Origin of the sequence: Uliginosibacterium sp. 31-12 (assembly GCF_030548425.1) — a bacterium.
Classification (GTDB): domain Bacteria; phylum Pseudomonadota; class Gammaproteobacteria; order Burkholderiales; family Rhodocyclaceae; genus Uliginosibacterium; species Uliginosibacterium aquaticum.
This window is the reverse complement of sequence record NZ_JAUOOA010000002.1, coordinates 233,405-253,886: the sequence shown is the minus strand read 5'-3', so window position 1 is coordinate 253,886 and position 20,482 is coordinate 233,405. Positions and strand designations below refer to the sequence as shown.

21 protein-coding genes are annotated in these 20,482 nt (G+C 62.4%); 11 read left to right on the top strand and 10 right to left on the bottom strand.

The window, feature by feature from the left end; translation table 11 throughout:
- Positions 1-879 (top strand): restriction endonuclease, encoded by an 879-nt coding sequence (locus tag Q3Y64_RS06365; RefSeq protein WP_303560514.1) that lies wholly within the window; start codon positions 1-3, stop codon positions 877-879.
- Here Q3Y64_RS06365 and Q3Y64_RS06360 read toward each other — a convergent pair whose 3' ends face one another.
- Positions 880-1,728, bottom strand: coding sequence for a sulfurtransferase (locus Q3Y64_RS06360; protein WP_303560513.1), 849 nt, complete (start codon positions 1,726-1,728; stop codon positions 880-882).
- Positions 1,729-1,862: 134 nt separating this feature from the next.
- Here Q3Y64_RS06360 and Q3Y64_RS06355 point away from each other — a divergent pair, with 134 nt between their 5' ends.
- Together Q3Y64_RS06355 and Q3Y64_RS06350 are read left to right on the top strand one after the other, a co-directional pair.
- Positions 1,863-2,069, top strand: coding sequence for a SlyX family protein (locus tag Q3Y64_RS06355; protein WP_101941681.1), 207 nt, complete (start codon positions 1,863-1,865; stop codon positions 2,067-2,069).
- A gap of 12 nt (positions 2,070-2,081) precedes the next feature.
- Positions 2,082-2,912: a S1/P1 nuclease gene (locus Q3Y64_RS06350; RefSeq protein WP_303560512.1), complete on the top strand. Its 831-nt coding sequence runs from the start codon at positions 2,082-2,084 to the stop codon at positions 2,910-2,912.
- A 27-nt stretch (positions 2,913-2,939) separates the two neighbouring features.
- Here the strand turns inward: Q3Y64_RS06350 and Q3Y64_RS06345 are convergent, their stop codons facing one another.
- From Q3Y64_RS06345 to Q3Y64_RS06330, 4 genes are all read right to left on the bottom strand, one after another.
- Positions 2,940-3,080 carry a hypothetical protein gene (locus Q3Y64_RS06345; protein WP_170020670.1) on the bottom strand — a complete coding sequence of 47 codons (141 nt, stop codon included), beginning with the start codon at positions 3,078-3,080 and terminating at the stop codon, positions 2,940-2,942.
- 66 nt (positions 3,081-3,146) lie between these two features.
- Complete coding sequence (locus tag Q3Y64_RS06340; RefSeq protein ID WP_101941418.1) at positions 3,147-3,572, bottom strand: YkgJ family cysteine cluster protein; 426 nt, start codon at positions 3,570-3,572, stop codon at positions 3,147-3,149.
- 2 nt (positions 3,573-3,574) lie between these two features.
- Entirely contained in the window at positions 3,575-3,982 is a 408-nt protein-coding gene (locus Q3Y64_RS06335) for a PilZ domain-containing protein (protein WP_158239152.1), read from the bottom strand.
- Between the two features lies 1 nt (position 3,983).
- On the bottom strand, positions 3,984-5,051 hold the full coding sequence (locus Q3Y64_RS06330) for an acyltransferase (RefSeq protein WP_303560510.1): 1,068 nt from the start codon (positions 5,049-5,051) through the stop codon (positions 3,984-3,986).
- A 231-nt stretch (positions 5,052-5,282) separates the two neighbouring features.
- Here Q3Y64_RS06330 and Q3Y64_RS06325 point away from each other — a divergent pair, with 231 nt between their 5' ends.
- The 8 genes from Q3Y64_RS06325 (at position 5,283) to Q3Y64_RS06290 (ending at position 12,995) form a co-directional block, all read left to right on the top strand.
- Positions 5,283-5,963 (top strand): phosphatase PAP2 family protein, encoded by a 681-nt coding sequence (locus tag Q3Y64_RS06325; protein ID WP_303560509.1) that lies wholly within the window; start codon positions 5,283-5,285, stop codon positions 5,961-5,963.
- 91 nt (positions 5,964-6,054) lie between these two features.
- On the top strand, positions 6,055-6,339 hold the full coding sequence (locus tag Q3Y64_RS06320; protein WP_101941414.1) for a hypothetical protein: 285 nt from the start codon (positions 6,055-6,057) through the stop codon (positions 6,337-6,339).
- A 238-nt stretch (positions 6,340-6,577) separates the two neighbouring features.
- Entirely contained in the window at positions 6,578-6,991 is a 414-nt protein-coding gene (locus Q3Y64_RS06315) for a bacteriohemerythrin (RefSeq protein WP_101941413.1), read from the top strand.
- Between the two features lie 201 nt (positions 6,992-7,192).
- Positions 7,193-7,534, top strand: a complete 342-nt coding sequence (locus Q3Y64_RS06310; RefSeq protein WP_303560508.1) for a hypothetical protein — start codon at positions 7,193-7,195, stop codon at positions 7,532-7,534.
- Between the two features lie 168 nt (positions 7,535-7,702).
- Entirely contained in the window at positions 7,703-7,924 is a 222-nt protein-coding gene (locus tag Q3Y64_RS06305; RefSeq protein WP_303560507.1) for a response regulator, read from the top strand.
- 52 nt (positions 7,925-7,976) lie between these two features.
- Positions 7,977-9,140 (top strand): pectate lyase, encoded by a 1,164-nt coding sequence (pelA, locus tag Q3Y64_RS06300; RefSeq protein WP_303560506.1) that lies wholly within the window; start codon positions 7,977-7,979, stop codon positions 9,138-9,140.
- A 921-nt stretch (positions 9,141-10,061) separates the two neighbouring features.
- Positions 10,062-11,606 (top strand): pectate lyase, encoded by a 1,545-nt coding sequence (locus Q3Y64_RS06295; RefSeq protein WP_101941410.1) that lies wholly within the window; start codon positions 10,062-10,064, stop codon positions 11,604-11,606.
- Between the two features lie 183 nt (positions 11,607-11,789).
- On the top strand, positions 11,790-12,995 hold the full coding sequence (locus Q3Y64_RS06290; protein WP_303560505.1) for an ROK family transcriptional regulator: 1,206 nt from the start codon (positions 11,790-11,792) through the stop codon (positions 12,993-12,995).
- A 10-nt stretch (positions 12,996-13,005) separates the two neighbouring features.
- Here Q3Y64_RS06290 and Q3Y64_RS06285 read toward each other — a convergent pair whose 3' ends face one another.
- From Q3Y64_RS06285 to Q3Y64_RS06265, 5 genes are all read right to left on the bottom strand, one after another.
- The gene (locus tag Q3Y64_RS06285; RefSeq protein ID WP_303560504.1) at positions 13,006-14,043 is read right to left on the bottom strand and encodes an extracellular solute-binding protein; all 1,038 of its coding nucleotides are present in this window, start codon (positions 14,041-14,043) and stop codon (positions 13,006-13,008) included.
- Positions 14,044-14,228: 185 nt separating this feature from the next.
- Complete coding sequence (holA, locus tag Q3Y64_RS06280; RefSeq protein ID WP_303560503.1) at positions 14,229-15,239, bottom strand: DNA polymerase III subunit delta; 1,011 nt, start codon at positions 15,237-15,239, stop codon at positions 14,229-14,231.
- Between the two features lie 11 nt (positions 15,240-15,250).
- Positions 15,251-15,799, bottom strand: coding sequence for an LPS assembly lipoprotein LptE (lptE, locus tag Q3Y64_RS06275; RefSeq protein ID WP_101941406.1), 549 nt, complete (start codon positions 15,797-15,799; stop codon positions 15,251-15,253).
- A 115-nt stretch (positions 15,800-15,914) separates the two neighbouring features.
- The gene (leuS, locus tag Q3Y64_RS06270) at positions 15,915-18,563 is read right to left on the bottom strand and encodes a leucine--tRNA ligase (protein ID WP_303560502.1); all 2,649 of its coding nucleotides are present in this window, start codon (positions 18,561-18,563) and stop codon (positions 15,915-15,917) included.
- A 62-nt stretch (positions 18,564-18,625) separates the two neighbouring features.
- Positions 18,626-20,449 carry a PAS domain-containing protein gene (locus Q3Y64_RS06265; RefSeq protein WP_303560501.1) on the bottom strand — a complete coding sequence of 608 codons (1,824 nt, stop codon included), beginning with the start codon at positions 20,447-20,449 and terminating at the stop codon, positions 18,626-18,628.
- Positions 20,450-20,482 lie beyond the last annotated feature (33 nt).

The window sequence follows — 20,482 nt, the reverse complement described above, 5'->3', positions numbered from 1 at the left end:
ATGCATGCTGCTGACTCTGTTCCCTCTGGATCCATTGCGCTGCTTGGTGCATCCCGTTGGCTCGGCACCGGCTGGCAGGGGCCGGCACTGCGGGCGTTCGCGCTCTTCGTGCTGGGGGATGTGTTGCCGCGTGCGGTGCACAGCGGATCGGCCGGCTGGCTGTCGTGGCTGGTTCTGCCCGTGTGCTATGGCTTGCTGGTGCTGGCCATTCTGCGCGGGCTCGGACACATTCAGGATGCGCCCGAGGATGAGGCCCCTGAGCTTGACGATGCCGCAGCAAGTCCGGCACCGCTGGATGCGGTGGTCAGCCTGGCCAGTCAGCCTGCGGCCAAACCCCGCGACTGGAGCCTCGCCTTGTTGCATGCGCTGGAATGGAAGCGCATGGGGGATCTGTGCCTGGCCTTCTACAGGGAGCGAGAACTGCTTGCGCGGGAGGTAACGGCCGGTGCGGATGGCAGTCTGGAGGCTTTGCTGTGCCAGGCCGGCAGTGAGCAGCCTTTCTCGCTGCTGCACTGCAAGGCGCGCGGGCGCCAGGAGGTTGACGTCGAGGCCCTCCAGCCTCTTGTGCAGCGGATGCACGAGGCTGGCGTGGAGCGGGCCTTCTTCATGGGGGCCTGGCGTTTCAGCAGCGCCGCCAAGGAATTCGCCCGGGGGCAGCAGATCACCCTGGTGGATGACCGTATGTTTCTCGCCCTGCTGGGACGTTTGCCGCAGGAAAGCAGTCAGCGCCTGCTGAACTTGGCGGTGGAGGGTGACTACACGACGCCCACCTGCCCCGGCTGCCTCCTCAAGATGATTCCGCGCCAGAACGGGCAGGGGCGCTACTGGGGGTGCCGGGCCTATCCACACTGCAAGCACACCCTGGGCATGCATGCCTGATCAGTTGCCGGTCGCGACCGGCCGGGCCGGATCACTGCTCCATTCACTCCACGAACCCGGATAAAGAATGGCGCCCGGCAGGCCGGAGATCTCCAGTGCCAGCAGGTTGTGACAGGCGGTCACGCCGGAGCCGCACTGGGCAATGATGCGGGAGGCCGGGCGGGCACCGAGCAGGGCGGTGAAGTCCGCCCGTAGCTCAGCCGCGGGCTTGAAGCGGCCATCTGCTTGCAGGTTGTCGCGAAAGAAGCGGTTGCACGCGCCCGGGATGTGGCCGCCAACCGCATCAAGGGTTTCGTTCTCGCCACGGAAGCGATCCGGCGCGCGCGCGTCGATGACCAGCTTGTCCTGCGCGGCGAGATTGCTCATGACTCCGGCGGCATCAATGCTACCCACCAGGGATTCACCGGCGATAAGGTCTCCCGCGTTCCGAGCGGGCGGTAGTGCGCTCTTGATTTCCCCGCCAGCGGCCAGCCATGCCGGCATGCCACCATCCAGAACCGCTGCGGCCTGGTGGCCAATCCAGCGCAACATCCACCACAGGCGTGCGGCCATCATGCTGCCCTGAGCGTCATAGATCACCACCTGCGAAGCCTGATTGACACCCAGGCCGGCCAAGCGGGCGGCGAAACTGGCGCGATCCGGCAGCGGGTGGCGACCATTGCTGCCGTTCTTCGGGCCGGAGAGGTCCTCATCCAGATGCAGGAAGAACGCTCCGGGCAGGTGGCCGGCCGAATAGGCCGCACGGCCGGCTTGCGGGTCGGAGAGTTCGTGGCGCACATCCAGAACGACCCAGGCCGGATCAGCGAGATGGGCTTGCAGGGTGGCGGCACTGATGATCGTGGTGTGCATCGGGCGGGGCTCCTTGGCGGCGGGCAAGTCAATGGCAGACGAGGCTGCCGATGGGAGCACAGTATCGGGCAAACGCTGGCGGGCGGGGAGGGGCGGGTACAATGGCGGCCTTCATCCGCCTTGCCGAGTGCCCCATGGAAGATCGCATCATCAATCTCGAGAGCAAGCTCTGTCTGGCTGAGGATCTGCTCGAGGAACTCAATCGCACCGTGTGGCGCCAGCAGGAACAGCTTGATCATCTGCAGGCGCAGCTACGTCTGCTTTACCAGCAGATGCAGGGGGGCGCGGAGGGGAGTGCCGAGAAGCGCGATCTGCGCGAGGAAATCCCTCCGCACTACTGATCAGGAGGCGTCATGTTGTCCCGTCTTCTGCTTGTGGCTGCATTGCTCTGCATCTCTGGCGGGGCGCGTGCCTGGAATGCGCAGGGCCATGCCGCCGTGGCCGCTATTGCCGAGGCGCAGTTGAGCCCGGCTGCGTTGCGACAGGTGAGTGCCTTGCTGGTGGGGGATCTGGACCGCAAGGAGAAATCTTCGGGGCGCAAGCACCTCAGCGAGATCGCGTCCTGGCCGGACGAGATCCGCGATGAGGCCGTTAAAACCGATCCCGCTGCCTACAAGGGCTGGCATGTGCGTAGCAACCAGATTTGCAGTGAGCAACTGGGCGCTTGTCGTGATGGCAACTGCGTCGATCAGCTGATCATCCGCTACGCAGCCGTGCTGGCTGATCGCTCGCAGCCGCAGCGAGCGCGCAATGAGGCTTTGAAGTGGGTGGTGCATCTGCTGGGCGATCTGCACATGCCCTTGCATTCGGGCGTGAATCGCAACGGTGGCGGGGCAAAAGTGCTCGTAACCGGCATGAGTCTCAAGCCGGATGACACCTTCCACACCGTGTGGGACGGCGTGCTGCTCAATGCGGCGCTGGCTGGCTGGACGCGCAAGTCGCAGCCCGTCAGCCGGGAGCGGCTGGCGGTGGATAGCCCGACGCAATGGATGATCGAAACGCGCGACCTCGCCCGGCGCGAAGTGTATGAACCCCTGCCGGGCTTTTCATGTGACGCCAAACTGCGCGAACCGATCGTGCTGGATCTTGCGTACCAGCAACACAGCGTGGCCGTGATCCGCGCACAGATCGAGCGCGCCGGCCTGCGCCTGGCGCAACTGCTCAATCAGCTGCTTGCTGACTAAGGGTCGGTCTGGCCCCTGTGATGGATCCTAGTGCGGACTGTGCGGCGGCACGATCACCGGGGTGTCGCGTGCATGCTTCTTGGCGTGCTTGAGCTCGCGCTTTTCCTTCATGCTGTGCGAAGCCGGTTTCTTGGTTTCCTTGTTCCCGCGCTGTTCCTTGTGGCTCATGGCTGCCTCCTTGAATGCGCCACTGCAAGGGGCGGCGCTCATTCACTATAGACGGCAATCGCGGATTCAGTCGGCGGAGCGTGCCGCTGGCCGGCTTTTCTGGCGGTAAGGACAGAAGCCGGGGCGTGGGCCGATCTTCTGCGGGTGGTCGCGGCAGGTGTCCGGACGTTTCTCGTACACGGTGCATTGACGTGTCCTGGCATCCAGGAAGTGGCAGTCGCCGCCTGCCCGGCGGGCCAGCGTGAACAGGCTGTGGCGGAAGTTGAAGTGCTCGATCACCCCCATCTTCTGCAGGCGCTTGGCGAGATGCTTGGGGTCGGTCTCAAGATCGAAGGCCTCGATCACGCCAAGGCGGATCAGGTCGCGCACGCGCACTTCGGCCGGCATGGTGCAGCACACCGCATTGCAGCTGTCGCACAGCCCGTTGCGATACTTGACCCAAGTGTCGATGTTGTCGCGTTCGGCGTTGTGGATGACGATGTGTTTCTGCATGCTCAGATCAGGGACGGGCCTTGCACGATGGCTTCGGCCTCGCGGCTGGAGAGGCGCACCGAGGCGCTGCAGATCACGATCACCACCAGCCACTCCTTGAGGGTCTGGGCGCCGGCAGCATCGAGTTCGATGAAACGGCAACCTTGCTGGCGCTGCGAGCCTTCTCCGGTCAGGCTGACCAGTTCGGCGCGCCCGCGCACCTTGTCTCCGAAACCGTCAATCAGGCGCAGGACGAAGTCGAAGGGGGTACTGGGCAGCGGAAGTGTGGCTGGCAGGCCGAAACCATCCAGCGACAGATCGATCAGCGTGCCACGCGCATCGCCGATCTGGATTTCGATACAAGGCTTGCCCTCACGCAGGGCGGCAAAACGCTGGCGCTGACGGCGCTCGGCGGGGGATGGCAGATTCAAGTCAGACTCCGCTGAGTGCAGTGCGCAGTGCGCGGACGGCAGCCTGCGGGCGCAGGCCGATTTCGACGCGGTGATAGAACAGATGGCCGGCCCCGATGCTGAACAGCCAAGCCAGTAACATGCCGGCGAGGTTCAATGCGGGTGAGTCTGGCGCGACGCGTGAGAACACGGCATTGACCAGCAGACAGACCGGGAAGTGAATCAGGAACACCGAATAGGAAATCTGGCCCAGCCAGGCACTGAGGCGGAAGTCCGGCCAGCGCTCAAGCCAGCCGGAGCGGGCAGCGGCCGCCAGCAGCGTGGCGGTTGCGAAGGCAAGCGCAATGCGTGGCCGGAATTCATAGGCCAGTGCGGCGAGGCCCAGCGAACACAGCAGTAGCAGCCAGGCCCGGCCATGCCGGTGACGGGAGCTCCACTGAGCCATCACGCCCAGACCGTAGGCGCCGAAGAAGTACAGCCCCCAGTTGTCCCAATCCGACTGCAGGTTGAAGTGCAGGAGCGAGGCACAGGTCAGACCCGCCACTAGCCACAGCGCGACGCGTGCCGGGTGGGTGAGCTTGCTGACGGCACCAAGGATCAGGCAGAGCATGGCGAAGAGCTGGAAATCGATGGCGATGTACCAGACCCCGGCTGACAGGGACTCCTGTCCCAGAACGCCTTGCAGCAGGAGTGTGTGAGAAACCATCTGCCACAGGGTGGGTGCGGCAGGAATGGATTCATGGTTCAAAAGCTGGCGGGCCAGGGCAGCACTCAGCACGCTGATCAGCAGGGCGATGGCCAGCGGTACGGCAAGACGGTAGTAGCGTTGCCAGATCAGGCGCAGCGGCTGGATGGCGCCGGGCAGGGCTGCCGGGGCAAGGCTGCGGGCAGCCAGGAAGCCCGCCAGCACGAGGAATACCTGAACCGCCATGCGCGCATGGTCGTAGAGCCAGCTGATGGCGTCAGGCGCCAAGGGCAGGGCGATGTCAGACATCGGGCCGTAAAAGGCGAGGTGATGAAGAACGATCAGTTGTGAGGCGATCGCCTTTAGCGTGTCTATCAGCGGCAGACGGGAACGAGTTCGGTTCATGGTGTTGCTGCGGGTTTACCCAGACAAGACAAGAAACGCACGAACCGCTCATCGGGCTGACGTGGATTTCTAAGTCTTTGAAAAGTGCGGGATTTTATCCCTTCAGCAGAGCGGGGTCCAGCCGTTTTCCGTCGCACTGGGTGAGCGCTGGCAGGTGAGCTTTGGCACAATGCAGCAGGTGCATGCCCTGGGTGGCTGCAGTTAGAGTCGGAGACCGGTTTGGAACACGAGATGCATCATCTGGGTTGGGGGCAGCGCTTCTGGCAGACCTTGCGCCGCTGCTTCTGGTTCAAGAGCCTGGGCACCATGGGCTTCACCTTTGTCTTCTTTCTGGCCTACATCTATCTGCTTAAGAATCCGGCGAATGTAACTTTCATCATGCCCAGGATCTGGCTGGATTCATGGATCAGCTTCCATCCACTTGCCCTGATTCCCTACCTTTCTCTATGGGCCTACGTGTCTCTGCCACCGATCTTCATGCTCCGGCGCGTCGATATCGTGGCTTACGGCGTGCGCATCGGTCTGCTGTGTATTGTTGGTCTGGTGAGTTTCTATCTGTGGCCCACGGCTGTGCCGCCAGCGGATATCGACTGGGCCCGCTATCCGGGTATGGCCTTCCTCAAGGGGGTGGATGCGGCCGGCAATGCCTGCCCCTCGCTGCATGTGGCCACGGCTGTGTTCTCCGCGATCTGGCTGCATCGCCTGCTGCGGGATTTCGGCAGCCCGGCCTGGTTGCGCTGGGCGAGCGCGCTGTGGTGTGTGGCCATTGTGTGGTCCACCGTGGCGACGCGTCAGCATGTGGCGCTGGATGCACTGGCCGGCATAGCGCTGGCGGGCGTGGCGGCCTGGCTGTCGATGCTGCCGCAGCGCCCGTTTCCGCTCCTGACAGGGCCGGTACGTAGCGAGCCCTGAAAAAAACTGCAAAAACCTGTCAACCTGCCCGTACAGGCCGCGTTATTTGCCGCATGGAGGACGCAGTTTTGCGTTGAAAGGAAAGCAGGAGATGGGACAACAGATTTGCGATCAGACCTACGTCGAGTTTCTTGAGTCGATCAAGGCGGCAGGCGTGGCCATTACCAACGAACGCGAGTTGCGCGAGCGACTGGCTGAAACTTGGCGCTGGCGTTTTGCCTTCATGACCCTCGCGGCTAATGGCAAGCCGCTGGGCATCAGCTTTCTCGACAAGGACGCAGAACGTCACATGGACAAGATCCGTGGCACTTTCGAGCGCTACCAGTTTCCGGATCACGCCGATGAAGTGTTTACTGCCCGCCTCTCGCGGGATTGAGCCTTCCGGGTAAGTAACAAGTAAAGGCTGGCACTGCGGTGCCGGCCTTTTTTTCGTCTTGCCGTCGGACTTGCGCTGGCGCAGGGCTCTCAATAGAAAACTGCAACGAGGCGGTGAAAAAATGCAATTTGATGTGTTGCGTCAACCCGCCGCTTGCCAGTGGGGCAATCATTGACACCAAGCGCCGGGGACTTTCGGCGCACCCGTTTTTCCTCTCGGTATCAAGGAGCATTTCCCCATGAGTCTCGCCAAATGGACTAGTGATCTGGCTGTTGGCAACGCAGCTATCGACGATGATCACCGCAACCTGTTCAGCCTGCTCGAACGCCTGCATCAGGACATGAGTTCCGGTCAGATCAATCAGGAAACCCAGAGCATCGTGGATTCTCTGCGTGACTACGCCGAAGCCCATTTCGCGCGCGAAGAAGCCTTCATGCGCCAGATCGGCTATCCGCATTACCCCACTCACAAGGCCGAGCACGACCGTTTCGTGAGCGAGGTCTGTGCCTTGCAATCGCGCGTGGCACGTGGTGCCCGCACCGCTCAGCTGGATATCGATCAGTTTCTCGCCAGCTGGCTGCGCGAGCATGTGCTGGTGCGTGACATGGCCCTGGCCGCAGCGATTCGTGGTGAAGGCGCCGTGGCGGCCTGAGCCTCGGGAGGACTTGTGTCCCCACAAACCGGCCTCGCTGAGGCCGGTTTTTTACGTCCGCTGAAGCCTTGGGCAGCTTTGCCTTTAGTGCCTACCGACGGGTGTGGTGAGGGGCGCCTGTTTCCTCCGGCCGGCAGGAGACTTTGGGCGTTCTGCTCGTGAAGACACGCATCCCGCGCTTTTACCCGCTGTGGTGGCGCTGTGCCTGTTGCTGGCGGGGGCGCGCTGAGCGCGCTGTTCGTGCGCCAGGAGCGGAAGCGTCAGACCGTGCAGGAAGGATTGCAACGGCGGTATGCCCTGCGCGCGCGGATCGAGAGCGAGCAGATCTCCACGCTCTACCTGGTCAGCGGTGTGGAGGCCTTCATTCGCGCTGATCGTGGCGAGGTTCATGCCGAGGAAATATGCCGCGTGCTGACGATACTCTATGGAAACAGCCACGCCATCCGCAACATCGGTATCGTGCCCGGCAATCGGATCAGCCATGTCGATCCGCTCGCTGGCAATGAGCGTGCGATTGCGCGGTACTACCCGGACAATCCGTAGCAACGGCCGGCCATCTAAAGATCTTTCGCTAGCGCAGCCCTTTCCTGGCCGGACCAGTGAGGCTGGTGCAGGGGGGGAGGGGGCTGATTTGCCGCGTACCGGTGTTCCTGGACGATGGTCCTTACTGGGGCCTCGCTCAGCCCTTGGATGCCTTGCCTTGGCCTGGTAATGGACGGGCTGGATGCTATCTGCCAGATCTGCGACCCTCATTCCAGCTTGCGTCGACACGACCTGCCGGTTGTGGCACTGACCGCCAATTTCATCGAAGTACATCGTAATGAATGCCTTGCCGCAGGGATGAATGATTACCTCAGCAAGCCACTTGCGCAGGAGTCGTTGCGCGTGATCCTGCAGCGTTTTCTGCGTGGTATTTCCAGTTCTTCTGCCTGATCCACTCTGGGCTATGATCCCCGGCACTCGATAACCCGTTCCGGGGGGACACATGACTCGCAAGATGATTCGCAGCGCGCTGCTCGGGGTACTGCTTGGAATGCTGGGTGGCCAGGCCGTGGCGGCTGGCTACACTGCGGTATCGCTGCAGGGCTTTGACGACGGTATCAAGCACTGGCGCAATCGCTACGGCGACAAGTACGAGAAGTACGCCCCGGAGCAGATCCGGGAGATCGCTAACAATGTGTTGCTCTACCAGCGCCTCAACGGAGGCTGGATCGAGAATCGCGACCCTACACGGGTACTGAGCTATGCCGAAAAGGCTCAGATCCAGGAAGAGCAGAAGATCGAGTCGGCCAGCTTTGACAACCGCAACGTCTATTCACAGATTGAATATTTGGCGGCCGTGTATGGGCAGACGGGGGAGGCGCGTTATCGCGAAGCCCTGCTGCGTGGTTTGGACTTCACCCTGAACAATCAGCACAAGAAGTGTGGTGGTTGGCCGCACACCGTGCCGGGCGAGCAGTCCTATCACCCCTACATCACCATGGCGGACGAGGTGACTTCCGGCGTGCTGCGCACCCTGCGCAAGATCGCCGCCGGTAGCGCGCCCTTTGCCTTCATGCCCGCGGCTACCCGTGCGCGGGCAGGGGCTGCCGTCAAGCGTGGTGATGCTTGCGTGCTGCAGTTGCAGATCGTGCAGAACGGCCAATTGGCCGGCTGGGCAGGTCAATATCACCCCGATACCTTGCTTCCTGCCAATGGCCGCAGCTTCGAGCTGGCCTCCATCGTGTCGCAGGAGAGCATCGAGATGCTGCGTTACCTGATGGGGATCGACAAACCCACGCCGGCCCAGATCCGCGCAATCGAAGGCGGGGTGAAATGGTTCGAGCGCTCGGCCCTGAAGGGACTGAAGATCGAGACGGTCAAGCTCGATCAGCCGGTCAAGTACGAGTACCACACCGCGACGACGGACCGTTTGCTGGTCGAGGATCCGGCTGCGCCGCTGTTGTGGGCGCGCTTCTATGACCTGAAGGACAACAGCGTGGTGCTGGCTAACCGGGATGGCATCCGGGTGGCGAAGTATGCCGACATCCACCACGAGCGACGCACGGGCTATGCCTGGTACGGTCAGTGGCCGGCCAAGCTGCTCGACAGCGAGTATCCGGCTTGGTGTGCACGCCTGCAGCGAGCCTCGGTGCTGAACCAGAAGTGATGCCGCTAGACCTCGGCCGGCCTGGGCTGAGCCTGCCGGTTTGACGATGGGGCCGTGCGCAGGTGCGGTCCCGGTTACTTGCTCAGACTGAGCCGGCTCAGGTCCGGCGCTGCCGGTTGCAGACATCACAAGCACTGCATGGTCAGTCTCGAGCAATGTAGGCTGACCTGCTCGCTTTGCCATGCATGGCTGATCGCTGACCCGATCTGGTCTTGCACTTTGTTTGTGAGTTCGGAGCGGCCTGATTCAGGAGGCTTGTTTGGCGTGCTCATCGAGCGGTGAGCATTCTTCGCGTGTGCGCATTCCGCTCTGTGTGACGAACCGCCTGGGGGCAGAAACTGGCTGGCCATGGCCAAGCACGCTTTAATTTGTCGTTGGCGTTCAGCTGCGCCTTTGATGCGATGCGTCGGTAAACGCCGGGCAGAACTTTGTCTTACTACTTTAGTTTAGGTTTTGTGGTGTAGGTGATTACCCTTATTTTTCTTAATCTCTATATGTAAATAAATTAAATTTGCTCAGGTTTTGAGCAGTTGAGTCGTGCATTCCCGACGAACGGTCGAAATGCGGCGGTGGCTGCGACTCGGAGCGCGCCATGTATAGATTTTGTGCGCCGCAGCTTGAATCCGATTTGTGGATGGTTTCGCTAACAATTTGTGCGTTGCCGCAGAATTATTTTATTGTTTTCAGGTGTTTTCTGAATTTTTGGCAATGAAATGAATTTGCTTGGTTAATTGCTAACACCTGGATACAAACTAACACTTGTAAAAACTACCCAGTTGACGCCCTTTGAATTGTTATTTGAACGGGCCGCGCATTTAATTCCGACACCAGTTGTCGGGGCGTTTCTGACAAGACGTTTCCGCTCAAGAGCAGTCATGGATGAACTGCTCAGGCTGGCACCATTACTCTTGAGGAGACAAAATGAGCTTCAAACTGAAAGCCAGCGCGGCAGCCATTGCCATGCTCACCGGCAGCGCCTTCGCGGCCTCCACCGGCGGTTTCGCCACCGCGGACGGCAATATCTCGACCGCCCGCAAGTTCACCGTGTCGACCTACGCGGAAATCAACACCATCATCGCCAATGCGCGTTACAACGATGCGGGCACCAAGGTGGCCACCGGCGCCTATCCGCTGCACATCGTCTATACCGGCAACGAAGATGCGCTGATTGCCCAGATCGTCAAGGATTCCACCAAGGATTCTTCCGGCAACTGCCCGGCCCCGCACTGGAGCGATGCTTACCGTTACGTCGAGGTGAAGAACTACACCGCCGGTGTGACCATCGAAGGCGCCAACGGCTCCTCGGCCAACTTTGGTATCGTGCTCAACGGCGGTTCCAGCAACGTTGTAGTCAAGAACATGAAGATCGGTGCCCTGGGCGGTGCTAGCAACGATGCGGACATGTTCCGTATCGACAGCGCCTCCAATGTGCTGATCGACCACAACGAAATGTTTGCGGTGAACAACGAGTGCAATGGCTCGCCCGACGGCGACCTGACCTTCGAGTCGGCCATCGACATCAAGAAGGCCTCGCACAACATCACCGTGTCGTACAACTACATCCACGACAGCAAGAAGGTCGGCCTGGATGGCTCCTCCTCCAGCGATATCGATGGCGGCCGCGAGATCACCTATCACCACAACTACTACAAGAACGTGAATGCCCGCCTGCCGCTGCAACGCGGTGGCTGGATCCACGTCTACAACAACCTGTACGACGGCATCACCAGCTCGGGCATTAACACTCGTCAGGCCGGCTACGCGCTGATCGAACGCAACTACTTCCAGAACGCCGTCAACCCGGTGGTTTGCTTCTACGACAGCGGCAGCAACTGCGGTTTCTGGGATCTGCGCAACAACAACATCCTGAGCACGGCTGATTTCGCCACTTACAACATCACCTGGACCACCCCGGCCAGTGGCGACAAGAGCGCTTCGGCCTGGACCAACACGGCTACCTTCCCGAAGACCCTGACCTACACCTACGAGCCGGTGACGGCCCAATGCGTGAAGGACAAGCTGGCAAGCTATGCCGGCGTGGGCAAGAACGGTGCTGTGCTGACGGCTTCGGCCTGTAGCGGCTCCTCCACCAGCTCGAGTGCCGCTTCCAGCGCTGCGAGCAGCTCGAGCGCCGCCTCCAGCGCCGCTGCTTCCAGTGCTGCGGCTTCCAGCACGGCTTCGTCGGCTGCCGCCTCCAGTGCCGCGGCCTCCAGCGCGGCTGCTTCGTCGAGCGCCAGCACTGCCCCGACCCTGACCGGCACGGGCGACTATCCGGACGGCTTCTCCAAGTGCGCCGCACTGGGTGAAACCTGCTCGGTTACCAAGGGCACCGGCTGGGTGGCTTTTGGCCGCAAGGGCAAGTGGGTGACCAAGTATGTCGGCGTGGGCAAGAGTGTCGCTTGTACCGTTGCCGTCTTCGGTGTCGACCCGCTGGGCGATCCGAACAAGTGTTCCTACCAGCAGTAAGCAGAGCACCGCAAGCTGTATGGAAAGGCCGGCGCAAGCCGGCTTTTTCTTTGTTGTATTTCGTGACTTCAAGCAGAAAGCCCACGATTCTGGCGTTTTCAGGCTTGCATGCCGCACAAGTCATGCACCAGAATCGTTCCGCATTTTGCATAGACCCCAAACCAGAGGTTGCAGCGACCACTCATGCTCATTACCGGAAACCAGCAGCTCATCAAGAATGTGAACCGGATGGCGATCCTGCGCGAAGTGCGCAAACGGCCTGGGGTTTCGCGGACTGACCTGGCCGAGGCGACCGGACTGACGCGAGCTGCCATCGGGCGCCTTGTCGAGGGCCTGACTGAAGAAGGCTGGCTGGCCGAAGAACCGAGACTGGCTTCGACGACTCTCGGGCGCCGGCCGACGCCGCTGGTGTTCGATGCGTTCCGACTGGTACTGCTGGGGGCGCATATTAATGGCGAGCGCTCGCGGGTGGTCGCCAGCACTCTGGCCGGCGAGGTTTTTGAACTCAGCGTGCTCAGCACCGAGGGGCTTGCCGGTGAAGCCGTGCTCGATACCCTGGCACGCCAGATCAGTGACATGCAGGCGCGCTTCCAGATCGCCGGCCGGCGTATCTGCGGGATTGGCGTCGCTGTGCCGGGGCCGGTGGATCCGCTGACGGGGGATCTGCGGTTTTCCGAATCTACGGGCTGGAGTTGCTTGCCGGTGCGCGCAGGCCTGCTGGCCCGTCTGGCGGCGCAAGGCATGCAGGATGTACCGGTCATCGTGGATCGGGCGGCCAACTGCATCGCCTTGCAGCATGCCGAGATCAATCGGCTGGAGCTGTCCGAAGCCTTGTTGTATGTCCATGTGGGGCAGAATGTAGCGGTCTCGGCCATGCTGCATGATCGCCTGATGCGCGGCCGTCACGGTCTGGCGGGCTATGTGGCGCACCAGACGCTGCAGCTGGAAGGCCCTGCCTGCAGTTGCGGGCGTGCCGGGTGTGTGCAGGCCATGTTGACCCTGGAAGCCATGGGGCGGCAACTTGAGCTGCCGCGCAACCTGTCACCCGCTGCACTACAGAGCGAGTTGCGCAGCGCCGTTCAGGCCGCCGAGCCGCGTGCGCTGGCGGCCTTGCAGAGCTTGAGCCGGCATCTTGGCGCTTTCATTTACAACTTGTGTCAGACCTATGATCCGGGGCGGGTTTTCGTGGGGGGCGCGGCCTTCCAGCTCGGCGGTGATCTGATGCCTAGCTTGCGTGCGCGTCTCGATGAGCTGTATGCCGACTCCGGCCTCAATCCCCCGCAGGTGCAGGTCATGCGGGTGGATGTGCAGACGGCTGCGCAAGGTGCGGCAGCGGCCGTGCTACGCGCCTTGCTGAGTCTGGAAGCGGCGCTGCCCGAACACGTCTGAGCGCGCTCGCTCAGTGCCCGCGCGGAGGCAGGGTAACGATGCGTTCCCAGTAACTGCTGCGCAGGGCGCTGTTTTCCACCGGCTCCAGCCAGATCAGTTTGCCCGTGTCCGGCATGGCTGGGCGAGGGCTGTCCTTGAGCGTATTGGCGAGACCCTCGCGCAGGGTGAGGCTGGACGACACATCCTTGCTAAGCGTGTGGTTGATCCAGGCTTCGGCCAGCGCCCGGTTGCCTGCCCGGCGCATGACAGCCCAGCAATCCAGCCAGGCCAGCGCGCCTTCGCTGGGGATCACGTAGCCGATGTCCATACCCGCCTTGAGCAGCAACTGGATCTGCTGATCGCCGTAATTGGCAAAGACCAGCGCTATCTCCTGCTCGCGGAAGGCCTGTACGACCTCTTCCGGAGTGGCATAGAACTTCGCCACATTCTCGCGCAAGGCCTTGAGCCGCTTCACAACCTTGCCGAACTGCTCTGGCTGGAGATTGAAGGGGCGGTGGTAGCCGAGCGATAGGGCTGCGAGGCTGAAGTTATGCGTGCTGCCCTCGTAGGCCAGTACCTTGCCCTTGTAGCGTGGATCCCATAGCGCGTTGAGGGAGGTGGGCGGGATGGTGATCAACTTGCGGTTATAGATCAGCCCCATGGCCGAGTAAGTGTAGGGAATCCCGAACACCTCACCGCTGCGTACCAGCCCCGGAATACTCTGGGGATGGCGGAAACGGGCCGTTTGCCGCCGGGTGTTGGGAATGTTTGCGGTGCGGATCGGGGCGAGCAGATCGGCCTCGATATAACGCGTGAGTTCGGCAGTATTCACTGCGATGAGATCGAAATCGCCGCCGTTTGCGGCGTTGGCGAGCGACCACAGTGCGTCATCGCTAGTGACTTCCTGCACCTGTACTTTGACTTGATGACGTTGCTCGAAGGCGCTGATCGCATCCTTGCTGACATAGCCGGGCCAGCTCAGGATACGCAGCAGATCCTGGCCGGCGACCGGGGTGGTTGCGCCGAGATACAGGAGCAGGGCGAGCAGGATGGTGCGAAGGTGCGGCATGGAGGCGCCTTGTTGCAGAGGGCGGTGCCCAGATCATATATCCGCTAGCGTATGGACGAAACCCTGCGTCCCTGCCTGTAGCCGCCTATAGAGCGCTCAGACCGTGAAGCGGCTCACCGAGCGGCGCTGTGTCCGGTGGGGGATTTCCATAGAAAAGGGCTTTGGCGTCTTAGGGGGCTACTTGTTCAGCGCGTACGCACGCGCAGGGCAAGCTGCAGGAACTCGTCCCATACGTCGCCGCGGCCGATGCCCTTGGCAAGGCGGTCTATGCGTGCCGCATGCAGCAGGGCGGCGCGCAGGCCACCGCTCTTGAGGCGTTGTACGGCGCGTTTGACGAGTTGCTGGCGCGGGCCGAAGACGCGTTCAGCCTTCAGCGCTGCATCCACACTCTGACCGGCATCCATGGCTGCGCGCACATTGGCAAGCGTGCGGATCTCATTGGCCATGCCCCACAGCACCAGTGGGGTGGCGGCGCCTTCGCCCTTGAGGCCTTCAAGCAGGCGGGCGCAGCGTGGGGCATCACCTTCGAGCAGCGCGGTGCGCAGTTTTTCGGTGTCGTAGCGGGCTACATGTAGTACCGCGTCTTCAACCTGCTCCAGACTCAGCATGCCCGGTTCGTAGAGCAGGCCGAGCTTCTGGATTTCCTGGTGAGCGGCGAGCAGATTGCCCTCCACATGGCCGGCAATGAAGTCCAGCGCTTCGGCCGGGGCCTTCTGCTGCTGGCGCGCGAGGCGGCCCGCGATCCAGTTCGGTAGCTGGGCGAGCTCCGGTGCATTGCATTCCACGACGGTGCCGGCCTCGCTCAGCGCGACGAACCATACGGCTTTGCGTGCGGCCCAATCCAGCAGGGGCAGGGTAATCAGGGTGATATCGGTGGCGTGCGGGTCGAGCTCGCGCGCCAGGCGGGTCAGCGCTTCGCCGCCCTGCTTGCCGGGCTTGCCGTTGGGGATACGCAGATCGACCAGTTTGCGATCACCGAACAGCGAGAGGTTGCCGGCAGCGAGCCCGAGCTCGTCCCAGCGGTAATGCTGGTGTGTGACGATCACTTCGCGCTCGGTGATACCGGCCGCACGTGCCGCAGCACGGATGGTGTCGGCGGCCTCGATCACCAGCAGCGGCTCGTCGCCATGCAGTACGTAAAGTGGTGCAAGGCCGCGCTGGAGCTGGGCGGCGAGTTGTTCCGGGCGCAGGTTCAAGCGTGCTCCGCTCAGCGGGCCGGTGCCGAAGCCGTGGCGGCTGGTACTGAGGCCGCTGCTTCAGGCGCAGCGGGTGGCATCTTGGCCTTGGCGAGGCGGCGCATCAGCTGCTGCACGATGTCGTTCTCCATGTCGCGATAGAGCAGGGCATCTTCCTGCGCCTTGGCGAGTTCGAGACCTTCGCTGAAGCTCACGTCGCGATAGACGAAAATATCGCTGCGCGAAATGATCTCTGCGCCTGCCCTGGTGACCAGACGGAAAGAGAAGCGTTGGCGCAGCTGGTATTCGCGCACCGTGCCGGTGGAGGTCAGCGAGAGGATGTGTTTCTCCTTCTCGTTGCGTACGACTTGCAGCAGTACTTCTGCATCCTCGATCTTTTCGACCACACGGGTGCTGCCGCTGGTGGCTATCTGGCGCTTGATGGCGGCGGTGAAGTCCTCGTAAGGGTTCATGCCCAGCTGGATCGTGGCGAAGGGGAGCGACTGCGCGCCGCGCAGCTGGAAGCCGCAGGCGGTGAGCGAAGCAAGCAGGGCGACAGCAATGAAGGCGCGACGGAGCATTTTTTTCCTTAGGGAAAAGTGCTGAGCAATGAGTGTCGAGGGAGTGGAGCTCAACGCCGGCCAGGCCGGCGGGAAGTTCTGCTCAGTCCTCAGTCCTCAGTCCTCAGTCCTGTTGTCATACGACGATATTAACAAGCCGACCCGGCACCACGATGATCTTCTTCGCGGGCTTGCCTTCCATGAATTTCTGCGCCGCTTCGGATGCTACGGCCAGGGCTTCGATCGTCGCCTTGTCAGCAGCAGCCGGCACCTTCACTGAGCCACGTGTCTTGCCCAGCACCTGCAGCACCAGTTCGATCTCGTCCTGCACCAGGGCGGCGTCCAGCGGCTCCGGCCATTGGGCGGAGAGAATGTCTTCGCCATAGCCCAGGTCGGCCCACAGGGTGTGGGTGATGTGCGGGGTGATGGGCGAGAGCACACGCAGCAGGATGCCGAAGCATTCCTCGATGACTTCGGCGGCGAGGCCTGTGTCGCGAGGCGCTTTTTCCAGCGCGTTGAGCATCTTCATGCACGAGGAGGCGACGGTGTTGAACTGTTGCTTGCCCAGATCGTAGTTGGCCTGCTTCAGGTTCAGGTGGATTTCGCGGCGCAAGGCGGCGAGATCATCCGGCAATTTGGTGTTGGCGAGTTTGCGCTGGCCGGGGATCTGCGGCTTGATCTGGCTGGCGAAGACGTGGCCGAAGGCCCACACGCGCTTGAGGAAGCGGTAGGAGCCTTCGATGCCGGCGTCCGACCATTCCAGCGTTTGCTCGGGCGGCGCGGTGAACATCATGAAGAAGCGGCAGGTGTCGGCACCGTACTGCTCGATCATCGCGTTCGGGTCGACGCCGTTGCGCTTGGATTTGCTCATGGTGCCGAAGCCGCCGTAATCGACCGGGTTGCCGTCGCGCACGGCGGTGGCGCCGGTGACGCGACCGGCGTCATCCTTTTGCAGCACGACTTCTTCGGGTGCAAACCACTCGATGCCGGTCTTGTCCGAGCGGCGCGAGAACAGGTGATTCAGCACCATGCCTTGCGTGAGCAGACGCTTGAAGGGTTCGCGGTAGGTGACCAGATTCAGGTCGCCCATGACCTTGGTCCAGAAGCGCGAGTAGAGCAGGTGGAGGATGGCGTGCTCAATGCCGCCGATGTACTGGTCGACCGGCAGCCAGTAATTCACACGCTCATCCACCATTGCGGCATCGTTGCCCGGGGTGGCGAAGCGGGCGTAGTACCAAGACGAATCCACGAAGGTGTCCATGGTGTCCGTCTCGCGGCGTGCGGGCTTGCCGCAGCACGGGCAATTCACATTCAGGAAATCCGGGCGCTTGTGCAGCGGGTTGCCGGAGCCGTCCGGCACGCAATCCACCGGCAGCACGACGGGTAGTTGGTCATCCGGCACCGGCACCGAGCCGCAGTCGTCGCAATGGATGATGGGGATCGGGCAGCCCCAGTAACGTTGGCGCGAAATGCCCCAGTCGCGCAGGCGCCATTGGGTCTTCTTTTCGCCCGCGCCCTTCGCTGCGAGGTCATCGGCAATCGCATTCACGGCAGCTTCGTAGCCGAGGCCATCGTACTTGCCGGAGTTGATGCAGGCGCCGTCCTTGCTGCCGTACCACTCCTGCCAAGCGTCGGTGGAGAAACTCTTGTCTCCGACTGCAACGACCTGCTTGATCGGCAGGCTGTATTTCTTCGCGAAACCGAAGTCGCGCTCGTCGTGCGCCGGCACGGCCATCACGGCGCCATCGCCGTAGCTCATCAGCACGTAGTTGCCGACCCACACTTCGACCTGTTCGCCGGTGAGCGGATGGGTGACGAAGAGGCCCGTCGGCAGGCCTTCCTTTTCCATGGTCGCCATGTCGGCTTCCATGACTGAACCGGACTTGCATTTGGCGATGAAGGCGGCGAGTTCCGGGTTGTTCTGCGCGGCGTGCGTGGCCAGCGGGTGCTCGGCGGCGACGGCGCAGAAGGTGACGCCCATAATGGTGTCGGCGCGGGTGGTGAAGACCCACAGCTTGCCGTCGTTGATCAGCGCGCCCGAGTCGTCCTTGATCTCATGCGGGAAGGCGAAGCGCACGCCGGTGCTCTTGCCGATCCAGTTGGCCTGCATCAGGCGCACGCGCTCGGGCCACTGGTCCAGCGTATCCAGATCGTTCAGCAGCTCATCGGCATATTGCGTAATGGCGAGGTAGTAGCCGGGAATTTCGCGCTTCTCGACCACCGCGCCGGTACGCCAGCCGCGGCCGTCAATGACCTGTTCGTTGGCCAGCACTGTCTGGTCAACCGGATCCCAGTTCACGGTCTGGGTCTTCTTGTAGGCGATGCCCTTTTCGAGCATGCGCAAGAACAGCCACTGGTTCCACTTGTAGTAGTCGGGCTTGCAGGTGGCGAGTTCGCGGCTCCAGTCGATGGCAAAGCCCAGCGATTTGAGCTGGCCCTTCATGTAGTCGATGTTGTCGAAGGTCCACTTGGCAGGCGGCACCTTGTTGGCAATCGCCGCGTTTTCAGCCGGCAGGCCGAAGGCGTCCCAGCCCATGGGCTGCATCACGTTGTAGCCGCGCATCTTGTGGAAGCGGGTGAGCACGTCGCCGATGGTGTAGTTGCGCACGTGGCCCATGTGCAGCTTGCCCGACGGATACGGGAACATCGACAGACAGTAGTACTTGGGCTTGCTCGCATCTTCGACGGCCTTGAAGGCGGCGGTGCGCTCCCAGTACTGCTGGGCGGTTTTTTCGGTGGCGCTGTGGTCGTAATGGGAAGCGACTTTTTCCTGCGTGGACGACATGGGGTGGATCCGGGTTGAATTTTCGCGAATTGGCGATTTTAACCCGGCAGAGGGGCTTGCTCCTATCCGGGTGCCGGCCCTGGGCGCGCGTCCTGCAGTTCCTGCTCTGCGGCGCGCAGTGCGTTGATGTCCACATGGTGGCCGACGATGATCGGCTGGCCGTCCACATCCAGGCACAGACGCTTGGAAATGATGCGCTCACGTGCCGGTGCGCCGCTGTAGGGTTGATCGCGCTTTTCGCACAGGATCACGGCCCCGCCCAGTACCGCCGCGTCTTCCCGGGCTGAGTCGGCGGCGATTCCAGCACTGGGCGCCAGTTCGTTTGAACTGTGACCGATGACGCTGCTGCGATCGCGGCGCAATTCGCGGGCAAAGGCTTCATTGATCATCAGGTAGCGGCTCTGCGCATCCTTGATGTAGAGCGGCTGCGGGATGACGTCGATGAAGCGCTGGATGAAGGCCTGAGTGCGCTCGCGCAGGCTCTTTTCGCGGGCCAGGGTCTGCTGCAGTTCGCGCTCGGCGATACTCCACTTGGTGATGTCGAACATTGCCGTGACGATTGCCGGCTGGCCTTCGATATCCTCGCAGGCGCACTTGAACACAGTGCGGAAGCGCTCCTCGCCGGTGACGCTGTGATGGTTGTGCTCTTCCTTGATCACGGTGTCGCCGGCCAGCACGGCACGATCTTCACGCAGGGAGGTTTCGGCGCGCAGGTTTTCTTCCTCGCGTGCGCTGGCCTTGTGGTCGGTCATCAGGCGAGCGATCTGGCTCGGATCATGGCCGAGCAGTTCGGCGCGGCTGCAGCCGCGCTCGCGCACAAAGGCTTCGTTCACGAGCAGGTAGCGCGAATGTGCATCCTTGACGTGAACCGGGTAGGGAATCACATCGATGATGCGTTGGACGAAGCTCTGGGTACGCTCGCGCAGGCTGCGTTCGCGGTCGAGCGCTTGGTGTACTTCACGCTCGGCGAGGCGCCAGGGCGTGATGTCGAAGTGGGTGCCAACAATCACCCGCTCCCCCTCAGGCGACAGGCAGGATTGCTTGCTGACGATGAGGATGCGCTCCTGGCCAGTGCTGGCATCGACGGCCTGCTCCTCGCGGAACACCACTGAGCCGGCGGCGATGGCACGATCCTCCTGCAGCAGGGCATTGGCTTGTAGCGGATCGAGCAGCTCGGCCGCGGCGCTGCCGATGAGGCTTTCGCGCGAGCGGTTGTGGCTGGCGCAGAAGGCTTCGTTGACCAGCAGGTAGTGGCTGCCATCGGCTTCCAGGCGCTGGATATAAACCGGCTGCGGGATCACGTCGATCAGGGTCTGCAGGAAGGCGCGCTTGCGCTCGGCGAGCTCTGGCGGGCCTTCGTTGTGCAGGGCCGGTTCGGGGCGGGGCAGTGGCGTCCAGGTCATCAGCAACTGCGGACTGGCATCCACTCCGCATAGTTGTACGCAATGCACGTCGATCTGGAGGGCGGGCTGCCCATCGGCGCGGGCCAACCACTGCTGGCGATGACTGCTGCCATTACGCCTGGCTTCGGCGTGCAGCTCCACGATCAGGCTCTGCCAGGGCGCTGGCAGGCCCTGTATGGGCTGTCGGTGTGCGGCGGGCGGAAGGGCGGCGAGTTGGTGCAGGCCCCGGCTGAAGGCGAGCAACTGGCCCTCGGCATCCAGGAGGAGTAGTGGGTGGGGCGAGGCAGCGAGCGCGGCGATATTGTCTTCGTGCTGCGCCGCCAGGCGGAGGCTTGGCTGGCGCGCGAGGGCCAGTGGCAGTGGCACAACGAGGAGTGCGCCCAATACGGCTGCAGCAGCCGGAGGCAGCTCCAGCCCGACGGCGAGGAGCGCGGCAATCAGGGCGGCCAGGCCTGCGAGCATCAGGATGGATTGGTTGCGCACGGTGTGTGGCCCTGGCAGCAATACGAGTGGATG